Source organism: Pseudomonas sp. GW823-FHT02C02 (genome assembly GCF_058797635.1).
In genome coordinates this window covers 34397-52936 of record NZ_JBXAJV010000019.1, presented here as the reverse complement: position 1 = coordinate 52936, position 18540 = coordinate 34397, and the positions used below count along the sequence as shown (strand labels likewise).

Genomic DNA, 18540 nt, shown 5'->3' with positions numbered 1-18540 from the left:
TGGCCTCTTCGCGAGCAGGCTCGCTCCCACAGGTACCGTGCGGCTTGCATTATCCCTGTGGAAGCGAGCCTGCTCGCGATGGGCGCACCGCCTATTCGAATTGATAACCCCGCAATGGAAAGCACGAATACGGCCAGGATCGCCGGGATGTAGTTTCGTCTTCCGTCATTGCCCACAACCACAACAAAGGCAACAGGAGCATTTTCATGAGTTCATCGAACGCCGGGCAAAGCGCCGGGCAACTGGAAACCCGCGGCATCGAACCGGTGCCGGAAGCGGAGTGCAACGGTCACCCGCTGCAACTGTTCTGGGTCTGGTTCGCGGCTAACATTTCCATACTCGGCCTGCCGCTGGGTGCCACGCTGGTGGCGTTTCGCGGGTTGGCGATCTGGCAGGCGATCATCGTTGCGATCCTCGGCGCCGCCGGTTCTTTCGCGGTGGTCGGGATCATCTCCATCGCCGGTCGTCGTGGTCGTGCACCGAGCCTGACGCTGTCGCGCGCCATCTTCGGGGTGCGCGGCAACATCGGCCCGACCCTGGTTTCGCTGATGTCGCGGCTGGGCTGGGAAACCGTCAACACCACCACCGCCGCCTTCGTGCTACTGTCGCTGTGCTCAATCCTGTTCGGTTCGCCGGTGGAGGCCAAAAGCGCACCGGTGTTGACCCTGGTCTTCATCGCGATTTTCGTGCTGCTGACTTTGTCGGTTTCCGGCCTTGGTCACGCTACTTTGCTGGTGATCCAGAAGTGGGCGACTTATGTGTTCGGTGCGCTGAACATTCTGGTCGGCGGCTTCCTCTGCGCCACCATCGACTGGAGCGCGGTGTTCAACGCCACGCCTGCGCCTTTGAGCGCGATGATCATCGGCATCGGCACCATGGCCGCCGGCACCGGGATCGGCTGGGCCAATGCCGGTGCCGACATGTCGCGCTATCAGCATCGCAGCGTCAAAGCCGTGCGCCTGGTCGCGTCGGCGGCCTTTGGTGCGGGGATTCCGCTGGTGCTGCTGATTACCCTCGGCGGCCTGCTGTCGGTGGGCAACAACGACCTGGCCTCGGCCACCGATCCGATCATCGCGATCCGCGACATGCTGCCAACCTGGATGGCCGTGCCGTACCTGATCACCGCGTTCGGCGGGCTGCTGCTGTCGAACAACCTGTCGGTGTATTCCGCCGGATTGACCACGCTGACCCTCGGCCTCAAGGTCAAGCGCGTCTACGCCGTGGTGGTCGACATCGTCGCGATCTTCGCCGGTTCGATCTATTTCATGCTGATCGCCGACAGTTTCTACGGCCCGTTCATTACCTTCATTTCGCTGCTGGCGGTGCCGATCACGGCGTGGGTCGGGATCTTCGTCGTTGACCTGATACATCGTCATTACTACAGCCCCAAAGACTTGCTGGACGTCAGCCCGAGCAGTGCCTACTGGTACAACGGCGGTATCGAATGGCGCGCGTTTGGCGCGTGGGCGCTGGCGATCGTGCTGGGCTTCAGCTTCACCACCATTGGCACCACCGAACAAAACGTCTGGTTCCGCGGTTTTCTTTCGGATTCGTGGCTGGGGCATAACGGCCTCGGCTGGATCGTGACGTTCCTGGTGGCCGGCGGGATTTATTTTGTACTCGGTGGGGCCAGGGATCGTCGTGCCGCAATGACCGAGAACGCTCATGCCTAGATTGCTGCACACCGGCCAAGTCATCATCGACCTGGTCATGGCCGTGGACAAACTGCCGCAACCGGGCGGCGATGTGCTGGCGCAATCCGCCAGTTTCGAAGCCGGGGGAGGGTTCAACGTGATGGCCGCCGCCGCGCGTAACGGGCTGCCGGTGGTCTACCTCGGCCGTCATGGCACCGGTCGTTTCGGCGACCTGGCCCGTGAGGCGATGAAGACGGAAGGCATTCAGCTCGGCATCGCACACAAGGCCGAACGGGATACGGGGTTGTGCGTTGCGGTGACCGATGCCTCGGCTGAGCGCAGTTTCATTTCCTACATCGGCGCCGAGGGCGAATTGACCACCGAGGACCTGGCGAGCGTGCTGGCCGAGGCGGGTGACTACGTGTATGTCAGTGGCTACAGCCTGTTGCATGTCGGCAAGGCCCAGGCGCTGCTGGATTGGGTGCTGGGTTTGCCGAAAGTGATCAACGTGGTGTTCGATCCCGGCCCGTTGGTGGACTCGCCGGACGCGCCATTGATGCAGGCGTTGTTGCCGCGCATTGATCTGTGGACCAGCAACAGTGTCGAGGCACTGCGGTTTACCGGGGCGGCGGACATTGCCGAGGCGCTGGACAGGCTCACCGATCACCTGCCGGCCGAGGTGTTGATGGTGGTGCGCGATGGGCCGCAAGGGTGCTGGATCAGTCAGCGCGGCGAGCGAGAGCATATGCCCGGTTTCAAGGTTGAGGCGGTAGACAGCAATGGTGCTGGCGATGCCCATGCCGGGGTGTTTCTGGCCGGGTTGGCGCGAGGGTTGTCGGCGAGTGAAGCGGCGCGGCGGGCGAATGCGGCGGCGGCGCTGGCAGTCACTCGGTGGGGGCCGGCGACTTCGCCTGGGACTGCTGAGGTGGATGCATTAATCAGGAAGACTTTTGGCGCCTGACATAACGCTTTCGCGGGCAAGCCTCGCTCCTACAGGGATTTGGTCATACGCGGATTTTCGCTACAACCCGAACCCGTAGGAGCGAGGCTTGCCCGCGAAGGGGCCACTACATTCAATAAAAAAAATCAGGCTTCTACTACCCAGCCTTGCGCAACGCCTCAATCAACTCTTGTTTACGCATGCTCGAGCGCCCCGGAATCTTCTTCGAAGTCGCTTCTTTTCTCAAACTGTCCACGGTCTGCGTCTCTCGCGAAGCCTTGCTGTCACGCGAATGACCTTCGCGACTGGCCACCGCACGCCGTGACGATTCCTTGCGATCTTCTGATTTGGCACTCGCCGGTTTCTTGCGCCCGGAGCCCCCCTTGCGTTCGCCGCCACCGGACTGCTTGTTCACCGTTGCCCAAGCGCGCGCCTGCGCTTCATCTTTCGAGACACCTTTGTGCTCGTAGCCTTCTTCAATGTGCTCGGCCTTGCGCTTTTGCTCGGCGGTGTATTTGTCTTTGCTTCCACGAGGCATGGGATTTCTCCTGCTACTTGTAGAGTCGCTCAAACGGTCGCAGCCGCGCACGACTGCGACCTGGTCCATCTTGTTAAACGTCCAGCTTGCGCGCCGCCTCAACCCCAGCCGCGCTGAGTTTGATCGGCAGTTGCAGCGAGTGTTCGCCGGCCTCGTTGCAGGTCACATGCCCGTGCTGAATCAGCCCGCGATCCTGCAGCGTGGCGAGGGTGCTGGCCACGATTTTCTCCCCCCGGTAATTGTCCAGGACCTCCTTGCCCAAGCCATTTGGATGGGCGTGCAGCAGACGGGTCAGGACTTCTTTCTCAAGGTTGTTATCGACGTTCATGGTTACCTCTTCATGGATGTGGATAGGTGAAACTCGCGTGGGCGAACTATTGGCTGGCGCCGCCTTCGGAACCCGAGCCACCGGTGGTGGTTTTCGAGCCCATGCCGGCGCCGGCGTTATCCGGTGTCTGGGTGTCCGGCATGTTCATGCCACCTTGGCGGCCCGTATCGTTGCCCTGAATCCGTGGGTCGGTGCCCGTTGACGGAGGCTGGCTGCTGTCTACGCCCGTGCCGTTGGTGTTCATGCCGGGCGAGCCTTGGGTGGTCGGATTTTTCTGACCTTCGACCGGGTTGGTCGGGCCGGTACCCGTGGCGGTGGTCGCCGCGAAAGCGGCAGAGGACAACAGCGTGGCGAGAGCGAGGGCGGTCAAGCGGGACATGATCATGGTGTCGTCTCCATTTAATTAGAGTCCTTACCTGATGTTGGTCCGCCCCCGATTTGGATTGGTGCCTGATGAACGACGAACGGTTCAGGCCTGTTGCAACGATTTGCTGCTGTCGACCCGACGCCAGATCAAGCGGCCCAAGGTGATCAGCCAGTTCAAAAGCCCTATGGCGAGAACTGTGAGTAGAAGTGTCGTCATTCCGTGTTCGACAATGATCTTCCCGGCGAGAAATGGAAAGCCGAATACACCGATGAAGTACGACAGGCTGAACAGCAACAACGATTGCGAAGTGGTGCCGTGGGGCGTTTCGTTCGCCGCCAGGCCATTGATCACCGAGTACGTCAGCCCGTAGCCGACCCCGAGCATCATCGCTGCCAGCACGTAGCTGAGCTCGCTATCGACCACGAAGCTGAACAGCACAATCGAACCCGCCATCACGCCTGACAGCAGGCACGAAGCGCGCAATGCATCGCGCTTGACCACTACCCCGGCGATCAACATCCGGCTGCTGATTGCCGCACCCATGAAGCCGAAAAAGAACAGCGAGTAATCCAGCGAGCGAGACGCTGCGTAACTGGTTTGAAAGCTCGACAGGCCGCCGAATACGCACCCGCCGAGGCCGACCATGATGATCGGAAACACTGCCTTCGACGACAGCACCTGAGTCGTCGCACGCCAGGAAATGCGGGCGACAGTGGCGGTAGGCGAGGGCGTTTTTTTCAGTTGCGAATGCAGCCGCCAGAACAGCAACACACCCATCAGGCTGGCCAACGCGGCAAGGTAAAAGGCGGCGGTGACGGGATGACCGAACGCACTGGCCGCGCGGCCCAACAGCGGCCCGCTGCCGATCCCGGTCATCATGCTGCCCGACAGCAGCGCAAAGTATTTCGCGCGTTGCGCGGGCGTCACCAGGCTCGCCACGATCATCGGCCCCAAGGTGTAAAACACCCCCCAGCCCAGCCCCAGCAGCAGTCCGAAAAACAGCAACAGATTGCCGAACCCCGGCGTCAGCGCGAAGCCCAGGCTGGCCGCCACCAACAACACGCCGAACAGCGCAATCGAACGCGCCGCGCCGAGCAGGTCAGACAGGTGCCCGGAGACAACTACCGCCGCAAATGTGCTGAGCATCGCCGCCGAAATCACACTGCCGGCATCATGTTCGTTGCCGCCCCGTGAACCGATCAACAGTGACAACAGGAAGGTCGAGCCGTAGGACAGCGACAGCAAATAACTGGCGAGGCAAAACAGGCCGAACACTCTGCTTGAGACGTGGGGCGTAGCGGTAGACATGACGCGGTTCCTTGACCCGATAAAAACGCTGACCCTCTATCTACCATGTACCTCGACATTGTTAGGTCTGGGGTTATCGATGCCAGGGTTAGCGCGGGCCGGAGTAATGCGCTCAGGTGATGCCGATTTCTTCCTTGAACAGCACCATAAAACCCTTCAGGCGCTCATGCCTGACGCGCGCCAGCCGCTGGCCGGTGATCGTCTGGAAACCGTCCGCCAGGTGCAGCAACTTGGTCTGAAAGTGATCGAGGCAAAAGCGTTTGTCATCGTAGTCCCGCGCTGTCGCTTCCGGGTCTTGCGGGTCGTAAAGGGCGCTGCCCATGCGTCCGGCGATATAGAACGTGCGCGCTACGCCGAGCATGCCGAGGGAGTCGAGGCGGTCGGCGTCCTGCAGGATTTTGGCTTCGAGCGAGGACGGGGTGATGTTGGCGGAAAAGCTGTGGGCTTCGATGGCGTGGGCGACTGCGCTGATTTTTGCACTTGGCCAAGCCATGTCGCTTAGCACGGCAGATGCTTTTTCAGCAGCCAGGCGTGAGGCCTGTGAGCGCAACGGCGAATTCTTTTCCACCGCCACGCAATCATGCAAAAGTACCGCCGCCAGCAGCACTCCGAGATCGCCGCCTTCTTCAGCATGAAGCGTTCGCACGTTGTGCCACACCCGTTGCAGATGGGACCCATCGTGGGCGCCATCTTCCGAGGGTTCCAGTGCGTGGGGTAGCAGTTGCGCTGCGAGAAGTTGCAGCGGCGCGAAAGCATCAGTGGCCATGACTTTCCTTTGAAGTGAACGCGCTTTTGTGGCGAGGGCGCTTGCTCCCGCCGGGTTGCGAAGCAACCCCATCCCGGGAGCAAAGGTATTTCAGTTAAAACCGAGTTGCCAGCCTTTACGACTGCTTCGCACTCGGACGGGAGCAAGCTCCCTCGCCACAAACCACGCGCCGACTTAGTATGGCGTTTTCAACTTTCGACAAAGGCACGTCCATGACGATCGAGATCCGCCCGGCAACCCCCAGCGATGCACCGCAAATCCTCGGGTTCATCACTGAACTGGCCGACTACGAACGTGCCCGTCACGAAGTCATCGCCAGCGTTGCCGACATCGAACGCAGCCTGTTCAGCGAAGGCGCCACCGCCCACGGCCTGATCTGCCTGCGCGACGGCTTGCCGATCGGCTTCGCGGTGTTCTTCTTCAGCTATTCCACCTGGCTCGGCAGTAATTGCCTGTACCTCGAAGACCTCTACATCACCCCCCAGCAACGCGGTGGCGGCGCCGGTAAAACCTTGCTGCGCCACCTCGCCAAAATCGCCTGCGCCAATGACTGCGGGCGCTTCGAATGGAGCGTGCTGGACTGGAACAAACCGGCGATCGAATTTTATAAGTCGTTGGGCGCGCAGCCGCAGGAAGAGTGGGTCCGGTATCGGATGGATGGGAAGGTGTTGCGGGAGTTTGCTGAGGGGAGTTGATCCTACCCGTCTAGTCCGTCATCCTCTGCGCCTTTGCGCGCTCACGGATGACACCTGCAATGTCTATGACGTCTTCATCACTCGACACTCGTCATGTTCGCCATCGACTGTCCGGTTGGTTGAACGATGGTGGTGCATTTCCTTTGCGCCCTGATGATTGCCACCATCGCTATAAAACTCAAAAGCAAGGAGCTTTAACTTGAGTGGAAAACCTGCTGCGCGCGTTACAGACCCTACTTCGTGCCCGTTACCCGGACATGGCACCAATCCGATTGTTTCTGGATCACCAGATGTTTTCTTCGATGGTCTGGCAGCTGCTCGCATGACGGACAAATCTGCCTGTGGCAGCCCGATTACCGGCGCTGTTTCGGGGACGGTATTCATCAATGGTCTCAACGCCGCAACCCTCGATAGCACGGGCGGGCACGGCAACGTAGTTATCGGCGGTTCCGGGACCGTTATCATCGGGCAAAGCGGAGGCTGAGCAGCTTTTAGTGGGTTGCTTCCGATGCCGGTGCATTTTACCGACAGATTACAAGTGGTGAATGACGCGACCGATGGGCCGATTCCTTATCACCCCTATACCATTCAACGTGGTGACGGCAGCGAAGAGCATGGCGTGACGGATGCGTCCGGGTTTACTCACACAGTCAGTTCCCATTTGGCCGAGACCATTAAATTGTTTGTGGAGTGATTGGCATGGCGGGTGAAACTGCGGCGGTGAAACAAGCGTTACCTAAAAGAGAAGTAAAAATACATACATTGACCTGTAAGACTGATCAGACTGTTAAGCAGGTGCCTGTCACCTTGCGAGACTTGGTTGTATTTTTTATTGGTGGTGCGGGCGATCAGGAAAGTTACTACGGCACAGGGCCTAATAATATTGATTATGTGCGTCGAATTGCTGTTGGCGACGCAAAACAACTAGAGATTTTGAAGCGCTGTCCTACATGGGCGCTCAGTTATAATGCTTTTATTAGTGATGATGATCTTGAGCGCAATGTGTTGAGTAGAATACCTAATTGCTCCTCCGCGATTTACATCGTTGGTCACAGTCTCGGCGGCTGGAATGGTGCCCACCTTTCCAGTGTACTGACAGACAAAGGCTTCAAAGTAAAAATGCTGATTACACTGGACCCCGTGGGTGAAGGGAAAATTGTTTACGGCATCTCAAGTATCTATAGACGAGAGCCGATCCCCAAGGCTGACTATTGGGTGAATATTCGGGCAGCAGCGGTAGACTGGAATGCGTCGGATCTGGTCGCGGACTTTGGTGAGCAGTGGGAAGTAACACAAGGACCCAATGTGATGGGGCGGGTGGATGTTAACCATGCTGATGCAGACAGAATGTTTGTGCAGACATTGCCAGGAGGCAAGTCTGCCCGCCAAATATTCAATGAATCGATTTTGAGCTACTTCAGGGAGTGATTCTGGATGCATAAGTTTTTTTGTTTTTAGCAATCTTGATGAGTGCATCGTGTTCTCTCAATCACGGAAGACCTGTCGCAACACTTGAGTATTCCAGTGTAAACGAACTTCGTAATACTGGAATTTACCAGGTTTTTTTCAATTCCGATGTGGAGCTTATTGGGTTATTTAAGTCGCGAATAGGTGAGGGGTTAGTCTGTTCTTTAGAGGGTGATCTTGATTTTAGCGAAGCGCACCATATAAAGCGTTCCGGTTTTGGTTTGGTGGAAAAATTGAGTGAGTCTGCACCATCGCTCTATCGAGCGAATGTCATTTTTAGTGAGTCGGAAAGCGGAAAAGGAGGAGAGAATTATTTGGAAGGAGAGGCCCTTATTCCGCTATTGAAGAAGCGTGATTTTATTTCGTGTGTTTATCGAGTTCATACTACTACATACAATACGTACTTCTCCCAAGTCATGCACGTGCCGACCGCAGAGCTGTTGAAGGCTATTGCTCACCAGTAAAACGAATCCATGCGATTCGAGGATGTTTTGCCGGGATAAACAGCCTCTCAATAACTCAGTCACTGGCTTCCCAATTACTCTTGATCAATCCGTCGAGGACTTGTCGAACAGTAATCTTGAAAGCCCCGGCCTTCCTCTCATCAAAGGCCGTTCGCCATGCCATATAACCCTGACTGAAATCCGTAATCTCTGCAGTTTCCCCCACCCGGTGGGTGATGCTGCGTTCCAAGGCTTTTGCCTGGAAGGGTAGGTGTGGCATTTCATTGAACTCGCTACCTGTCACCGGATTGATCATCTGAAAGCCATCGACCCTGATGTGAATAACCTTGCCCAATTTTGGATAATTTTCGATTTTCAGGATCGTCAGTGTCGATCCATCCTCGCCCGGCCGGTTTTTGTAGGCCCAGATATCGCCCACCTTCAATTCTTTCGATGCGCTGAATGCTGCGGTGGACCAGAGAGCACTGCAGAACAGCAGCGCCTTTAAAGCAATCTTCATTTTTCTTCCTTGAGGGCTGGGTGCCGTTCCGATGGCCGGGCATTTTAAGGCGTTGGCGAAGAAAATCCTGTCACACTTGTAAATCCCATAATATGGGAGTGATATTTATATATTGAGATTTCTCCGCGTCAGGGTTTATAGTCCAGCTCACTCACTGCCAATAAACAAAACAGGTGAAGCGATGCTGGCGCAATTGATCGCGCTCGATTGGGGGACGACCTCATTACGTGCTTACAAACTCGCCGAGGGTGGCCAGGTGCTGGAACAGCGTTCGCTGTCGTCCGGGATCATGCAGCTGCCCCGGACACCGCGAATCATCAACGGTCAGGCATGCGCCGACGGTTTTGAACTGGCCTTCGACGAGGCGTGCGGTGACTGGCTCGACGCGCAGCCGGATTTGCCGGTGATTGCCTGTGGCATGGTCGGCAGCGCCCAAGGCTGGCGCGAAGCGGCCTACTGCGATACACCGGCGAACGTCGCCAATCTCGGAAATTCCCTACAAACCCTTCGCAGTCTTCGCGGTGTTGATGTGCACATCGTGCCGGGCGTGATTCAGCGTTCGCGCTTGCCGAACGTGATGCGCGGCGAAGAAACCCAGGTGCTGGGTGTCCTGCAGAATCTGCCGCTCGAGCAGGGCGCTGACCTGTTGATCGGCCTGCCAGGCAGTCATTCGAAATGGGTGGAAGTGGCCGACGGCTGCATCGTGCATTTCGACACCTTCATGACCGGCGAGATCTTCGCCGTGCTCAGTGAGCACAGCATTCTCGGGCGTACCCAGCAAAAGGGCGCGTCGTTTGATGGCCAGGCGTTTGATCGCGGTGTGCAAGTGGCGCTGTCGGCGGAAGGCGAGATCGGTCCGTTGTCGACGCTGTTCAGCGCCCGCAGCCTCGGGCTGACCGGTGAGCTCTGCGCCACTGCCCAACCGGATTACTTGTCCGGCCTGCTGATCGGCCACGAACTGTCGGCGCTGGCCAACGTTCAGCGACGCCGACGCAACAGCGTTCACCTGCCTTCAATCATCCTCATTGGCAACTCCCAACTGTGTGCCCGCTACAGCCGGGCCCTCGACGCCTGTGGTTTTGCCCGCGTGACCCTGGCCGAACAAGCCACCGAACGCGGGTTGTGGCAATTGGCGGTCGCCGCCGGACTGATCGCCGCACACCCATCCCGTTCAACCTGACTGGAGGTCTGACATGCTCAAGCAAGCACTGGCGCAAAACGGTCTGATCGCGATCCTGCGCGGCCTGCGCCCGCAAGAAGCGGCCGCCATTGGCGAAGTCCTTTATGCCGCCGGATTTCGCGTCATCGAAGTGCCGCTCAATTCCCCTGAGCCCTACGACAGTATCCGCATCCTGCGCAGTACTTTGCCCGCCGATTGCCTGATCGGCGCGGGTACGGTGCTGACACCGGAACAGGTCGAGCAAGTGAAAGCGGCGGGCGGTCAGGTGATCGTCATGCCGCACAGTGATGCCAAAGTGTTGCGGGCAGCAAAAGCGGCAGGGTTGTACCTGTCGCCGGGCGTTGCTACGCCGACCGAAGCCTTCGCCGCATTGGCCGAAGGGGCGGACGTGCTGAAGATGTTCCCGGCCGAGCAGATGGGGCCGGCAGTCGTCAAAGCCTGGCTCGCGGTGCTGCCGGCCGGAACCATTCTGGCGCCGGTTGGCGGGATCACGCCGGACAACATGCAGGTGTTTATCGACGCCGGTGTGAAAGGTTTCGGATTGGGTTCCGGGTTGTTCAAACCGGGCATGACGCCTGAGGACGTGGCGGTAAACGCCAAGGCCTATGTCGCTGCATGGAACGCTCTGCGTTAAGACTTTCTGGCGCCGAGCGCGCTACATCTATAAGAGAGACAACAGATGAAAATCACCAAACTCACCACCTTCATCGTTCCGCCGCGCTGGTGCTTCCTCAAGGTCGAAACCGACGAAGGCGTGACCGGCTGGGGCGAGCCCGTGGTCGAAGGCCGCGCACATACCGTCGCCGCTGCCGTTGAAGAATTGTCCGACTACCTGATCGGCAAAGACCCACGCAACATCGAAGACATCTGGACCGTGCTCTACCGCGGCGGCTTCTACCGCGGCGGCGCGATTCACATGAGCGCGCTGGCCGGTATCGATCAGGCGTTGTGGGATATCAAGGGCAAGGCCTTGGGGGTGTCGGTCAGCGATTTGCTGGGCGGTCAGGTGCGGGACAAGATTCGCGTGTATTCGTGGATCGGTGGCGACCGTCCGGCGGACACCGCGCGCGCGGCGAAAGAAGCGGTCGAGCGTGGTTTCACGGCGGTGAAAATGAACGGCACCGAGGAGCTGCAATTCCTCGACTCCTTCGAGAAAGTCGACCTCGCCCTGGCCAACGTTGCCGCTGTGCGTGACGCGGTGGGCCCTAACGTCGGCATCGGTGTGGACTTCCATGGCCGGGTGCACAAGCCCATGGCCAAGGTGCTGATGAAGGAACTCGACCCGTACAAACTGATGTTCATCGAAGAGCCGGTGCTCAGCGAAAACTACGAAGCGCTGAAGGAACTGGCGCCGCTGACCAGCACCCCGATTGCCCTCGGCGAGCGCTTGTTTTCGCGCTGGGATTTCAAGCGTGTGCTCAGCGAAGGTTACGTCGACATCATCCAGCCGGATGCGTCCCACGCCGGTGGCATCACCGAAACCCGCAAGATCGCCAACATGGCTGAAGCCTACGACGTGGCGCTGGCGCTGCATTGCCCGTTGGGTCCGATTGCCCTGGCGGCGTGCCTGCAACTGGATGCGGTTTGCTACAACGCGTTCATCCAGGAGCAGAGCCTGGGCATCCATTACAACGAGAGCAATGACCTGCTCGATTACGTGAAAGATCCGCGGGTGTTCGATTACGACAAAGGCTTCGTGAAGATCCCGAACGGCCCGGGCCTGGGCATTGAGATCAACGAGGAATACGTGATCGAACGCGCCGCTGTCGGCCACCGCTGGCGCAACCCGATCTGGCGCCATGCCGATGGCAGTTTTGCTGAGTGGTGAGTTCCTCCTGACTCCACCATGGTGATCGTTCCCACGCTCTGCGTGGGAATGCCTCACCGGGCGCTCTGCGTCCCTGGCTGTATTCCCACGCGAGCGTGGGAACAATCACGACCTCAATAAACATAAGAAGAGGCATTCCCCATGCAACCGCAAACCCTTACCGGGCAGGCGTCGTTGGTGGCGCCCAGCCGCAAGCGGTTTTTCATCATGGTGCTGCTGTTCATCACCGTGGTCATCAACTACCTCGACCGCAGCAACCTGTCTATCGCCGCCCCCGCGCTGACCAGCGAACTGGGCATCGACCCGATCCACGTCGGGCTGATTTTCTCGGCCTTCGGCTGGACTTACGCCGCTATGCAAATCCCCGGCGGATGGCTGGTGGATCGGGTGCCGCCGCGCATCCTTTACAGCGTTGCGTTGCTGCTATGGTCAATCGCCACCGTCATGCTCGGCTTCGCCGCCAGCTTCATCGCACTGTTCGTGTTGCGCATGGCAGTCGGTGCCCTGGAAGCGCCTGCTTATCCGATCAACAGTCGGGTGGTGACCACCTGGTTCCCCGAACGCGAACGCGCCACGGCCATCGGTTTCTATACCTCCGGACAGTTCGTGGGATTGGCGTTCCTGACGCCGGTACTCGCCTGGCTGCAGCATGAGTTTGGCTGGCACATGGTGTTTGTCAGCACCGGTGCGGTCGGTATTCTCTGGGCGGTGATCTGGTACGCGGTGTATCGCGAGCCACGGGACTTCAAAGGTGCCAACGACGCCGAAATCGAGCTGATCCGCGAAGGTGGCGGGCTGGTGGATATCCAGGCCGAGCAAGCCAAGGTCAAGGCGAAATTCAGCTGGACCGACCTCGGCATCGTTCTGACCAAACGCAAGTTGTGGGGCATCTACCTCGGTCAGTTCTGCCTCAACTCGACGCTGTGGTTTTTTCTGACGTGGTTCCCGACCTACCTGGTGAAATACCGTGGCATGGACTTCATCAAGTCCGGCCTGTTGGCGTCGCTGCCGTTTCTCGCCGCCTTTATCGGCGTGCTGTGTTCCGGGTTCTTCTCCGACTTCCTGATCCGTCGCGGCTACACCGTGGGCTTCGCGCGCAAGTTGCCGATCATTGGCGGCTTGCTGATTTCCACCTCGATCATCGGCGCCAACTTTGTTGAATCGACACCGCTGGTGATTGCCTTCCTCGCGTTAGCGTTCTTCGGTAACGGGCTGGCTTCGATCACCTGGTCGCTGGTATCAACGCTCGCTCCGGCGCGGTTGCTCGGATTGACCGGCGGGGTGTTCAACTTCATCGGCAACCTGTCGGCGATTACCACGCCGATTGTCATCGGTTTCCTGGCAACCGGTGATTCGTTCGCCCCGGCGATCACCTACATCTCGGTTCTTGCATTGATTGGCGCGCTTTCCTACATCCTGCTGGTCGGCAAGGTCGAGCGTATCAAGTTGTAGTGGCAGCCATCGGGCGACCATAATGCCGCCCGTTCACTCGCTCAACGGTAAAGGCTGGATATGCAGGAAGACGCCCCAAAAATCGCCAAGGACGCCGCGCCGACCGGCACTCAGACACTGCTTCGTGGCCTGGGTGTGGTTCAGGCCGTGGCCAGCGGCGCCCGCGATCTCAAGGAAATCGCCCGGTTGATCGGTACGACGCGCAGCACCACCCATCGTCTGGCCAGTTGCCTGGTGGACGAGCGTTACCTGCGCGTGGTGCCGCAAGTCGGTTACCTGCTGGGGCCGAAGCTGATCGAGCTGGGTTTCCAGGCGCGTGAAGAGTTGCCGCTGGTCACCCTGGCCGGGCCATATCTGGACGAGTTGTCGGCGTTGACCGGCGACACCATTCACCTGGCGATTCGTGAAGGCGACGAGGTGCTGTATCTGCACAAGAATCCGGGGCGCAATGGCCCGGAAATGCGCTCGCGGGTCGGCCATCGCATGCCGTTGGCGCGCACCGGGATCGGCAAGGCCTTGATGCTGGATGACTCGCAGGAAGAATGGCAACGGCTGTACGAAGTCAGCCTGCCGGCGGGTGGGAAAAATCTGTTCTGGCCGCTGCACCCGGAGCAGTCCTGGGAGCAGTTTCAGCAGCGCATGGTCGAATACGTGGCCGGCGGTTATGCCTTCGATCTGGAAGATAACGAACCGTCGATTCGCTGTGTGGCGGCGCCGATCCGTGATGCCAGTAAACGCATCGTCGCCGCCATCAGCATCGCCAGCACCGTGCCGTACATGCCGCTGGAAAAAATGGCCGAGCTGATTCCCCTGATCAAAGGGGTCACGGCCCGGCTCTCGGCAGAACTCGGCGCGAAGGTTTAGACCTTCAACGTCGCCATGTCGATGACGAAGCGGTACTTCACGTCACCGGCGATCATGCGGGCGTAAGCCTCGTTGATCTGGCGGATGTCGAGCATTTCGATGTCGCAGGTGATGTTGTGCTCGGCGCAGAAATCCAGCACTTCCTGGGTTTCGGCAATGCCGCCGATCAGCGAGCCGGCCAACACGCGACGGCTCATCACCAGTTTGCCGGCGTGGACCGGTGGATCGACCGGTTCGATCAACCCCACCATAATGTGCACGCCGTCGAAACGAAGCGTATCGAGGTAGGGATTGAGGTCGTGCTGCACCGGAATGGTGTCCAGCAGGAAGTCGAAATGTCCTGCGGCGGCCTTCATCTGTTCGGCATCGGTGGACACGATCACGTGGTCCGCCCCTTGACGACGACCTTCTTCAGCCTTGCTCGGCGAGCGGGTGAACAGCGTGACTTCCGCGCCCATCGCCTTGGCGAACTTGATGCCCATGTGGCCGAGGCCGCCCATGCCGAGAATCCCGACCTTGTCGCCGGCCTTCACGCCGTAGTGCTTTAGCGGCGAGTAAGTGGTGATGCCGGCACAGAGGATCGGCGCGGCACTGGCCAGGTCGAGTTTCTCGGGGATGCGCACAACGAAATGCTCGCTGACCACGATGCTGTCGGAGTAGCCGCCCATGGTGTTGCTGCCATCGACCCGGTCCGGGGTGGCGTAGGTCATGGTCGGACCTTCGAGGCAGTATTGCTCAAGGTTGGACCGGCAGGCTTCGCAGCTGCGGCAAGAATCGACCATGCAACCGACACCGACCAGATCGCCGACTTTATGTTGGGTGACGTTCGCACCTATCGCTGTCACTTTGCCTACGATCTCGTGGCCGGGCATCAACGGGTAAACGGCAATGCCCCACTCGTTGCGGGCCTGATGGATGTCGGAATGGCAGACGCCGCAGTAGAGAATATCGATTGCCACATCGTCGGCCCTTGGGCTGCGGCGTTCGAATTTCACGGGGGCGAGGGGAGTGGTAGCCGACTGGGCGGCGTATCCGATGGCGGTGTACATGGTGAACCTCGCAAAAGCAATGACAAGTGAGGCGGCGCATTTTGGGCGCCGTGCCTGCCACGGGCCATGGCGATTCCTCCGGGTGTCATGCCTATTCCTCCGGCATCAGCGTTCGTTTGATCAAATGGGCGATCAGACCTGCGATGATGCTTTCATACCTTTTTCCGCGACTTTTTTGTGAAGATTTCTCATGTTGTTAACCCGTCATCTTGATGCGAATGCCACGCTGGTTTCGCTGATCGAGCCCCTGACCACTCGCGATGGTTTCGCTCCTACGGCGTTGCCGGGCGTCCAGGTTTTACGGGCCAGTCGCGATGTGGCCCGTGGTCCGCAGATCTACGAGCCGAGCCTGGTGATCATCGCCCAAGGCAGCAAACTGGCGTATTTGGGGCCGCGCACGTTGGAGTACGGCGCCGGGCACTACCTGATTCAGGCATTGCCGGTGCCGTTTGAGTGCGAAACGTTTTCGGCGCCGGATGGGCCGATGCTCGGGGTGTCCATCGCCATCGACCGAGTGTTGCTCGGTGAGTTGGTGTTGGCCATGGGCCTGGTGCCGGGGCGCACGGTTCCTGCGCAAACACTGGAGTCCATGACGTCGGCGGTGCTCGACGATGCGATGCGTGGTTGCGTGGAGCGGCTGTTGCGTTGCCTGCACGATCCGCTGGAATGCCAGGTCATGGGGCCGGCGCGGTTGCGGGAATTGTTGTTCGTCGCGTTGCGCGGTCCGCAAGCCGATGTGTTGCGTGCGCTGGTGGAGCAGCAAGGGCAGTTCGCCCGGATTGCAGCCTCGCTCAACCATCTGCACGGACATTTCACCGAGCCGTTGAATGTGGAAACCCTGGCCAGTTGCGCGAACATGAGCGCGTCGACCTTCCATGAGCATTTCAAGCGCAGCACGTTGTTGTCGCCGGTGCAGTATTTGAAGCGCTTGCGCTTGCTCAAGGCGCAGCAGTTGTTGCTCGCCGAGGGTTTGGGCGTGGCGCAGGTGGCGCATCGGGTCGGGTATCAAAGCACGTCGCAGTTCAGTCGTGAGTACAAGCGCTACTTTGAGCGTAATCCGGGGGATGAGCGCGCTGCCTGAGTGGGTAACGGTTCCTCTGTAGGAGTGAGCCTGCTCGCGATTGCGGTGGGTCAGTCGACATTTATTCTGAATGACACAACGCAATCGCGAGCAGGCTCACTCCTACAGGGGGATTATGGTGTGGGGTAAATGGCGGGCAACAAAAAGGCCCCCATTCCGGGAGCCTTGATGTTCAGGCGTTAGGCTTACATGTTCGGGTAAGTCGGGCCGCCAGCACCTTCCGGCGCCACCCACGTGATGTTCTGTGCAGGGTCCTTGATGTCGCAGGTCTTGCAGTGAACGCAGTTCTGGGCGTTGATCTGGAAGCGCTTCTCGCCGTCTTCCTTGGTCACCACTTCGTACACGCCGGCCGGGCAGTAGCGCTGGGCAGGCTCATCGTACAGCGGCAGGTTCTTGGCGATCGGAATGCTCGGATCGGTCAGCTTCAGGTGGCACGGCTGCTCTTCTTCGTGGTTGGTACCGGAGATGAACACCGAGCTGAGTTTGTCGAAGCTGATCTTGCCGTCCGGTTTCGGGTAGTCGATCTTCTTGCAGTCGGCCGCCAGCTTCAGGCAAGCGTAATCAGGCTTGGTGTCGTGCAAGGTGAACGGCAGTTTGCCGCCGAAGATGTTCTGGTCCAGCCAGTTGAAACCACCGCCGACGATGGCGCCGAACTTGTGGATCGCCGGGCCGAAGTTGCGGCTGGCGAACAGTTCGTCGTAGAGCCAGCTCTTCTTGAAGGCGTCGACGTAAGTGGTCAACTCTTCGGTGCCGTCTTTTTCAGCGAACAGCGCCTCGGCCACGGACTCAGCGGCGAGCATGCCCGATTTCATGGCGGTGTGGCTGCCTTTGATCTTGGCGAAGTTCAGGGTGCCCAGGTCGCAACCGATCAGTGCGCCGCCCTTGAATACCATCTTCGGCAGCGAGTTCAGGCCACCTTTGCAGATGGCACGAGCGCCGTAGCTGATGCGCTTGCCGCCTTCCAGGTACTGCTTGAGCACCGGGTGATGCTTGAGGCGCTGGAACTCGTCGAACGGCGACAGGTAAGTGTTGCTGTAGGAGAGATCGACGATCAGACCGACGACCACCTGGTTGTTTTCCAGGTGGTAGAGGAATGAGCCACCGGTGTTCTCGGTGCCCATGATGTCCATCGGCCAACCGGCGGTGTGGACCACCAGGCCTGGCTGATGCTTGGCCGGATCGACTTCCCAGATTTCTTTCAGGCCGATGCCGTAATGCTGGGCGTCGGCTTCGCTGTCGAGGTTGAAGCGCTTGATCAGCTGCTTGCCGATGTGGCCACGGCAACCTTCGGCGAACAGCGTGTACTTGCCGCGCAGTTCCATGCCTGGGGTGTACAGGCCTTCTTTCGGATGACCTTCGCGGTCAACGCCCAGATCACCGGTGATGATCCCGCGAACCACGCCGTTCTCGTCGAACAGCGCTTCCTGAGCGGCGAAGCCTGGGTAGATTTCTACGCCCAGGTTCTCGGCCTGCTGGGCCAGCCAGCGGCACAGGTTGCCCAGGGAGATGATGTAGTTGCCATCGTTGTGCATGGTCTTGGGCACAAAGAAGTCAGGAATTTTTTGCGCGCTGTCGGCGTTTTTCAGAACGAAGATGTCATCGCGGGTCACTGGTGTGTTCAGCGGGGCGCCGAGCTCCTTCCAGTCCGGGAACAATTCGTTCAGGGCGCGGGGTTCGAAGATCGCGCCGGACAGGATGTGTGCGCCGACTTCGGAGCCTTTTTCGACCACGCAGACGCTGATTTCCTTACCGGCTTCAGCAGCCTTCTGCTTCAAGCGGCAGGCGGCGGAAAGACCCGCGGGGCCGGCACCGACGATGACCACGTCGAATTCCATGTATTCGCGTTCCACAGGTTATCTCCTACTCAAGGCTCAACAGTTTTTTTTCTAATTGGAGGTTTGGTGTCGCATCCATGAATTCCTGCGCAATGCGCGGAACAGGACAATCGTATGACCACCTTTCTCTCTGGGTGGCGCATTATATCTACACCACTCCTAGCGTCCAATACAAACGTTTGTTTGAATTGGCTCAAAGCCAGAGAAATCAAAGTCACGCGGCTTATGAACGGCTATTTTGCCGT

General features: G+C 59.1%; 20 protein-coding genes and 1 pseudogene. 13 read left to right on the top strand and 8 right to left on the bottom strand.

Going from position 1 to position 18540, the window contains the following annotated elements; translation table 11 throughout:
* The first annotated feature begins 206 nt into the window (after window positions 1-206).
* On the top strand, window positions 207-1673 hold the full coding sequence (locus AC1ROI_RS27515; protein WP_077747988.1) for a purine-cytosine permease family protein: 1467 nt from the start codon (window positions 207-209) through the stop codon (window positions 1671-1673).
* Window positions 1666-2595 (top strand): PfkB family carbohydrate kinase, encoded by a 930-nt coding sequence (locus AC1ROI_RS27510; RefSeq protein ID WP_102594680.1) that lies wholly within the window; start codon window positions 1666-1668, stop codon window positions 2593-2595. The genes AC1ROI_RS27515 and AC1ROI_RS27510 overlap by 8 nt, the downstream gene beginning before the upstream one ends.
* A 136-nt stretch (window positions 2596-2731) precedes the next feature.
* On the opposite strand, the gene AC1ROI_RS27505 is transcribed toward AC1ROI_RS27510, so the two are convergent.
* The 5 genes from AC1ROI_RS27505 to AC1ROI_RS27485 form a co-directional block, all read right to left on the bottom strand.
* Window positions 2732-3112, bottom strand: a complete 381-nt coding sequence (locus tag AC1ROI_RS27505; RefSeq protein ID WP_010461813.1) for a Rho termination factor N-terminal domain-containing protein — start codon at window positions 3110-3112, stop codon at window positions 2732-2734.
* A 73-nt stretch (window positions 3113-3185) separates the two neighbouring features.
* Window positions 3186-3440: a hypothetical protein gene (locus AC1ROI_RS27500; RefSeq protein WP_010461811.1), complete on the bottom strand. Its 255-nt coding sequence runs from the start codon at window positions 3438-3440 to the stop codon at window positions 3186-3188.
* 46 nt (window positions 3441-3486) lie between these two features.
* A complete protein-coding gene (locus tag AC1ROI_RS27495) occupies window positions 3487-3825 on the bottom strand; it encodes a hypothetical protein (RefSeq protein ID WP_010461809.1) in 339 nt (112 codons plus the stop codon).
* Between the two features lie 84 nt (window positions 3826-3909).
* Window positions 3910-5115, bottom strand: coding sequence for an MFS transporter (locus tag AC1ROI_RS27490; RefSeq protein WP_102594679.1), 1206 nt, complete (start codon window positions 5113-5115; stop codon window positions 3910-3912).
* A 112-nt stretch (window positions 5116-5227) separates the two neighbouring features.
* Window positions 5228-5881: an HD domain-containing protein gene (locus AC1ROI_RS27485; protein WP_102594678.1), complete on the bottom strand. Its 654-nt coding sequence runs from the start codon at window positions 5879-5881 to the stop codon at window positions 5228-5230.
* 212 nt (window positions 5882-6093) lie between these two features.
* Here AC1ROI_RS27485 and AC1ROI_RS27480 point away from each other — a divergent pair, with 212 nt between their 5' ends.
* From AC1ROI_RS27480 to AC1ROI_RS27460, 5 genes and pseudogenes are all read left to right on the top strand, one after another.
* Window positions 6094-6576: a GNAT family N-acetyltransferase gene (locus AC1ROI_RS27480; RefSeq protein WP_010461803.1), complete on the top strand. Its 483-nt coding sequence runs from the start codon at window positions 6094-6096 to the stop codon at window positions 6574-6576.
* A 199-nt stretch (window positions 6577-6775) separates the two neighbouring features.
* A pseudogene (locus AC1ROI_RS27475) lies at window positions 6776-7046 on the top strand (PAAR domain-containing protein); the annotation flags it as partial.
* Between the two features lie 38 nt (window positions 7047-7084).
* On the top strand, window positions 7085-7270 hold the full coding sequence (locus tag AC1ROI_RS27470; protein ID WP_102594676.1) for a hypothetical protein: 186 nt from the start codon (window positions 7085-7087) through the stop codon (window positions 7268-7270).
* A 5-nt stretch (window positions 7271-7275) separates the two neighbouring features.
* Window positions 7276-8004, top strand: coding sequence for an alpha/beta hydrolase family protein (locus AC1ROI_RS27465; RefSeq protein ID WP_102594675.1), 729 nt, complete (start codon window positions 7276-7278; stop codon window positions 8002-8004).
* Between the two features lie 38 nt (window positions 8005-8042).
* Window positions 8043-8507, top strand: a complete 465-nt coding sequence (locus AC1ROI_RS27460; RefSeq protein ID WP_172962152.1) for a hypothetical protein — start codon at window positions 8043-8045, stop codon at window positions 8505-8507.
* Window positions 8508-8562: 55 nt separating this feature from the next.
* Here the strand turns inward: AC1ROI_RS27460 and AC1ROI_RS27455 are convergent, their stop codons facing one another.
* Window positions 8563-9006, bottom strand: a complete 444-nt coding sequence (locus AC1ROI_RS27455; protein WP_077747981.1) for a hypothetical protein — start codon at window positions 9004-9006, stop codon at window positions 8563-8565.
* A gap of 181 nt (window positions 9007-9187) precedes the next feature.
* Here AC1ROI_RS27455 and AC1ROI_RS27450 point away from each other — a divergent pair, with 181 nt between their 5' ends.
* The 5 genes from AC1ROI_RS27450 to AC1ROI_RS27430 all read left to right on the top strand — a co-directional run bounded on the left by AC1ROI_RS27450 (window position 9188) and on the right by AC1ROI_RS27430 (window position 14330).
* On the top strand, window positions 9188-10186 hold the full coding sequence (locus AC1ROI_RS27450; protein ID WP_102594674.1) for a 2-dehydro-3-deoxygalactonokinase: 999 nt from the start codon (window positions 9188-9190) through the stop codon (window positions 10184-10186).
* 13 nt (window positions 10187-10199) lie between these two features.
* On the top strand, window positions 10200-10820 hold the full coding sequence (locus AC1ROI_RS27445; protein WP_077747979.1) for a 2-dehydro-3-deoxy-6-phosphogalactonate aldolase: 621 nt from the start codon (window positions 10200-10202) through the stop codon (window positions 10818-10820).
* A gap of 45 nt (window positions 10821-10865) precedes the next feature.
* The gene (dgoD, locus tag AC1ROI_RS27440; RefSeq protein ID WP_008152275.1) at window positions 10866-12014 is read left to right on the top strand and encodes a galactonate dehydratase; all 1149 of its coding nucleotides are present in this window, start codon (window positions 10866-10868) and stop codon (window positions 12012-12014) included.
* A gap of 141 nt (window positions 12015-12155) precedes the next feature.
* Entirely contained in the window at window positions 12156-13466 is a 1311-nt protein-coding gene (locus tag AC1ROI_RS27435) for an MFS transporter (RefSeq protein WP_010461785.1), read from the top strand.
* A gap of 60 nt (window positions 13467-13526) precedes the next feature.
* Window positions 13527-14330 carry an IclR family transcriptional regulator gene (locus tag AC1ROI_RS27430; protein WP_010461783.1) on the top strand — a complete coding sequence of 268 codons (804 nt, stop codon included), beginning with the start codon at window positions 13527-13529 and terminating at the stop codon, window positions 14328-14330.
* On the opposite strand, the gene AC1ROI_RS27425 is transcribed toward AC1ROI_RS27430, so the two are convergent.
* Window positions 14327-15379 carry an NAD(P)-dependent alcohol dehydrogenase gene (locus AC1ROI_RS27425; RefSeq protein WP_102594673.1) on the bottom strand — a complete coding sequence of 351 codons (1053 nt, stop codon included), beginning with the start codon at window positions 15377-15379 and terminating at the stop codon, window positions 14327-14329. The genes AC1ROI_RS27430 and AC1ROI_RS27425 overlap by 4 nt on opposite strands.
* A gap of 190 nt (window positions 15380-15569) precedes the next feature.
* Between AC1ROI_RS27425 and AC1ROI_RS27420 the strand changes: the two genes are divergently transcribed.
* Window positions 15570-16460, top strand: a complete 891-nt coding sequence (locus tag AC1ROI_RS27420) for an AraC family transcriptional regulator (RefSeq protein ID WP_010461779.1) — start codon at window positions 15570-15572, stop codon at window positions 16458-16460.
* Between the two features lie 185 nt (window positions 16461-16645).
* Here AC1ROI_RS27420 and AC1ROI_RS27415 read toward each other — a convergent pair whose 3' ends face one another.
* Window positions 16646-18310, bottom strand: a complete 1665-nt coding sequence (locus AC1ROI_RS27415) for an electron transfer flavoprotein-ubiquinone oxidoreductase (protein ID WP_102594672.1) — start codon at window positions 18308-18310, stop codon at window positions 16646-16648.
* Window positions 18311-18540 lie beyond the last annotated feature (230 nt).

Bases quoted from the DNA above. Each gene is read 5' to 3' on its own strand.
- AC1ROI_RS27515 (WP_077747988.1), top strand. From the start codon at position 207: ATGAGTTCATCGAACGCCGGGCAAAGCGCCGGGCAACTGGAAACCCGC.
- AC1ROI_RS27510 (WP_102594680.1), top strand. From the start codon at position 1,666: ATGCCTAGATTGCTGCACACCGGCCAAGTCATCATCGACCTGGTCATG.
- AC1ROI_RS27505 (WP_010461813.1), bottom strand. From the start codon at position 3,112: ATGCCTCGTGGAAGCAAAGACAAATACACCGCCGAGCAAAAGCGCAAG.
- AC1ROI_RS27500 (WP_010461811.1), bottom strand. From the start codon at position 3,440: ATGAACGTCGATAACAACCTTGAGAAAGAAGTCCTGACCCGTCTGCTG.
- AC1ROI_RS27495 (WP_010461809.1), bottom strand. From the start codon at position 3,825: ATGATCATGTCCCGCTTGACCGCCCTCGCTCTCGCCACGCTGTTGTCC.
- AC1ROI_RS27490 (WP_102594679.1), bottom strand. From the start codon at position 5,115: ATGTCTACCGCTACGCCCCACGTCTCAAGCAGAGTGTTCGGCCTGTTT.
- AC1ROI_RS27485 (WP_102594678.1), bottom strand. From the start codon at position 5,881: ATGGCCACTGATGCTTTCGCGCCGCTGCAACTTCTCGCAGCGCAACTG.
- AC1ROI_RS27480 (WP_010461803.1), top strand. From the start codon at position 6,094: ATGACGATCGAGATCCGCCCGGCAACCCCCAGCGATGCACCGCAAATC.
- AC1ROI_RS27470 (WP_102594676.1), top strand. From the start codon at position 7,085: ATGCCGGTGCATTTTACCGACAGATTACAAGTGGTGAATGACGCGACC.
- AC1ROI_RS27465 (WP_102594675.1), top strand. From the start codon at position 7,276: ATGGCGGGTGAAACTGCGGCGGTGAAACAAGCGTTACCTAAAAGAGAA.
- AC1ROI_RS27460 (WP_172962152.1), top strand. From the start codon at position 8,043: ATGAGTGCATCGTGTTCTCTCAATCACGGAAGACCTGTCGCAACACTT.
- AC1ROI_RS27455 (WP_077747981.1), bottom strand. From the start codon at position 9,006: ATGAAGATTGCTTTAAAGGCGCTGCTGTTCTGCAGTGCTCTCTGGTCC.
- AC1ROI_RS27450 (WP_102594674.1), top strand. From the start codon at position 9,188: ATGCTGGCGCAATTGATCGCGCTCGATTGGGGGACGACCTCATTACGT.
- AC1ROI_RS27445 (WP_077747979.1), top strand. From the start codon at position 10,200: ATGCTCAAGCAAGCACTGGCGCAAAACGGTCTGATCGCGATCCTGCGC.
- dgoD (WP_008152275.1), top strand. From the start codon at position 10,866: ATGAAAATCACCAAACTCACCACCTTCATCGTTCCGCCGCGCTGGTGC.
- AC1ROI_RS27435 (WP_010461785.1), top strand. From the start codon at position 12,156: ATGCAACCGCAAACCCTTACCGGGCAGGCGTCGTTGGTGGCGCCCAGC.
- AC1ROI_RS27430 (WP_010461783.1), top strand. From the start codon at position 13,527: ATGCAGGAAGACGCCCCAAAAATCGCCAAGGACGCCGCGCCGACCGGC.
- AC1ROI_RS27425 (WP_102594673.1), bottom strand. From the start codon at position 15,379: ATGTACACCGCCATCGGATACGCCGCCCAGTCGGCTACCACTCCCCTC.
- AC1ROI_RS27420 (WP_010461779.1), top strand. From the start codon at position 15,570: ATGTTGTTAACCCGTCATCTTGATGCGAATGCCACGCTGGTTTCGCTG.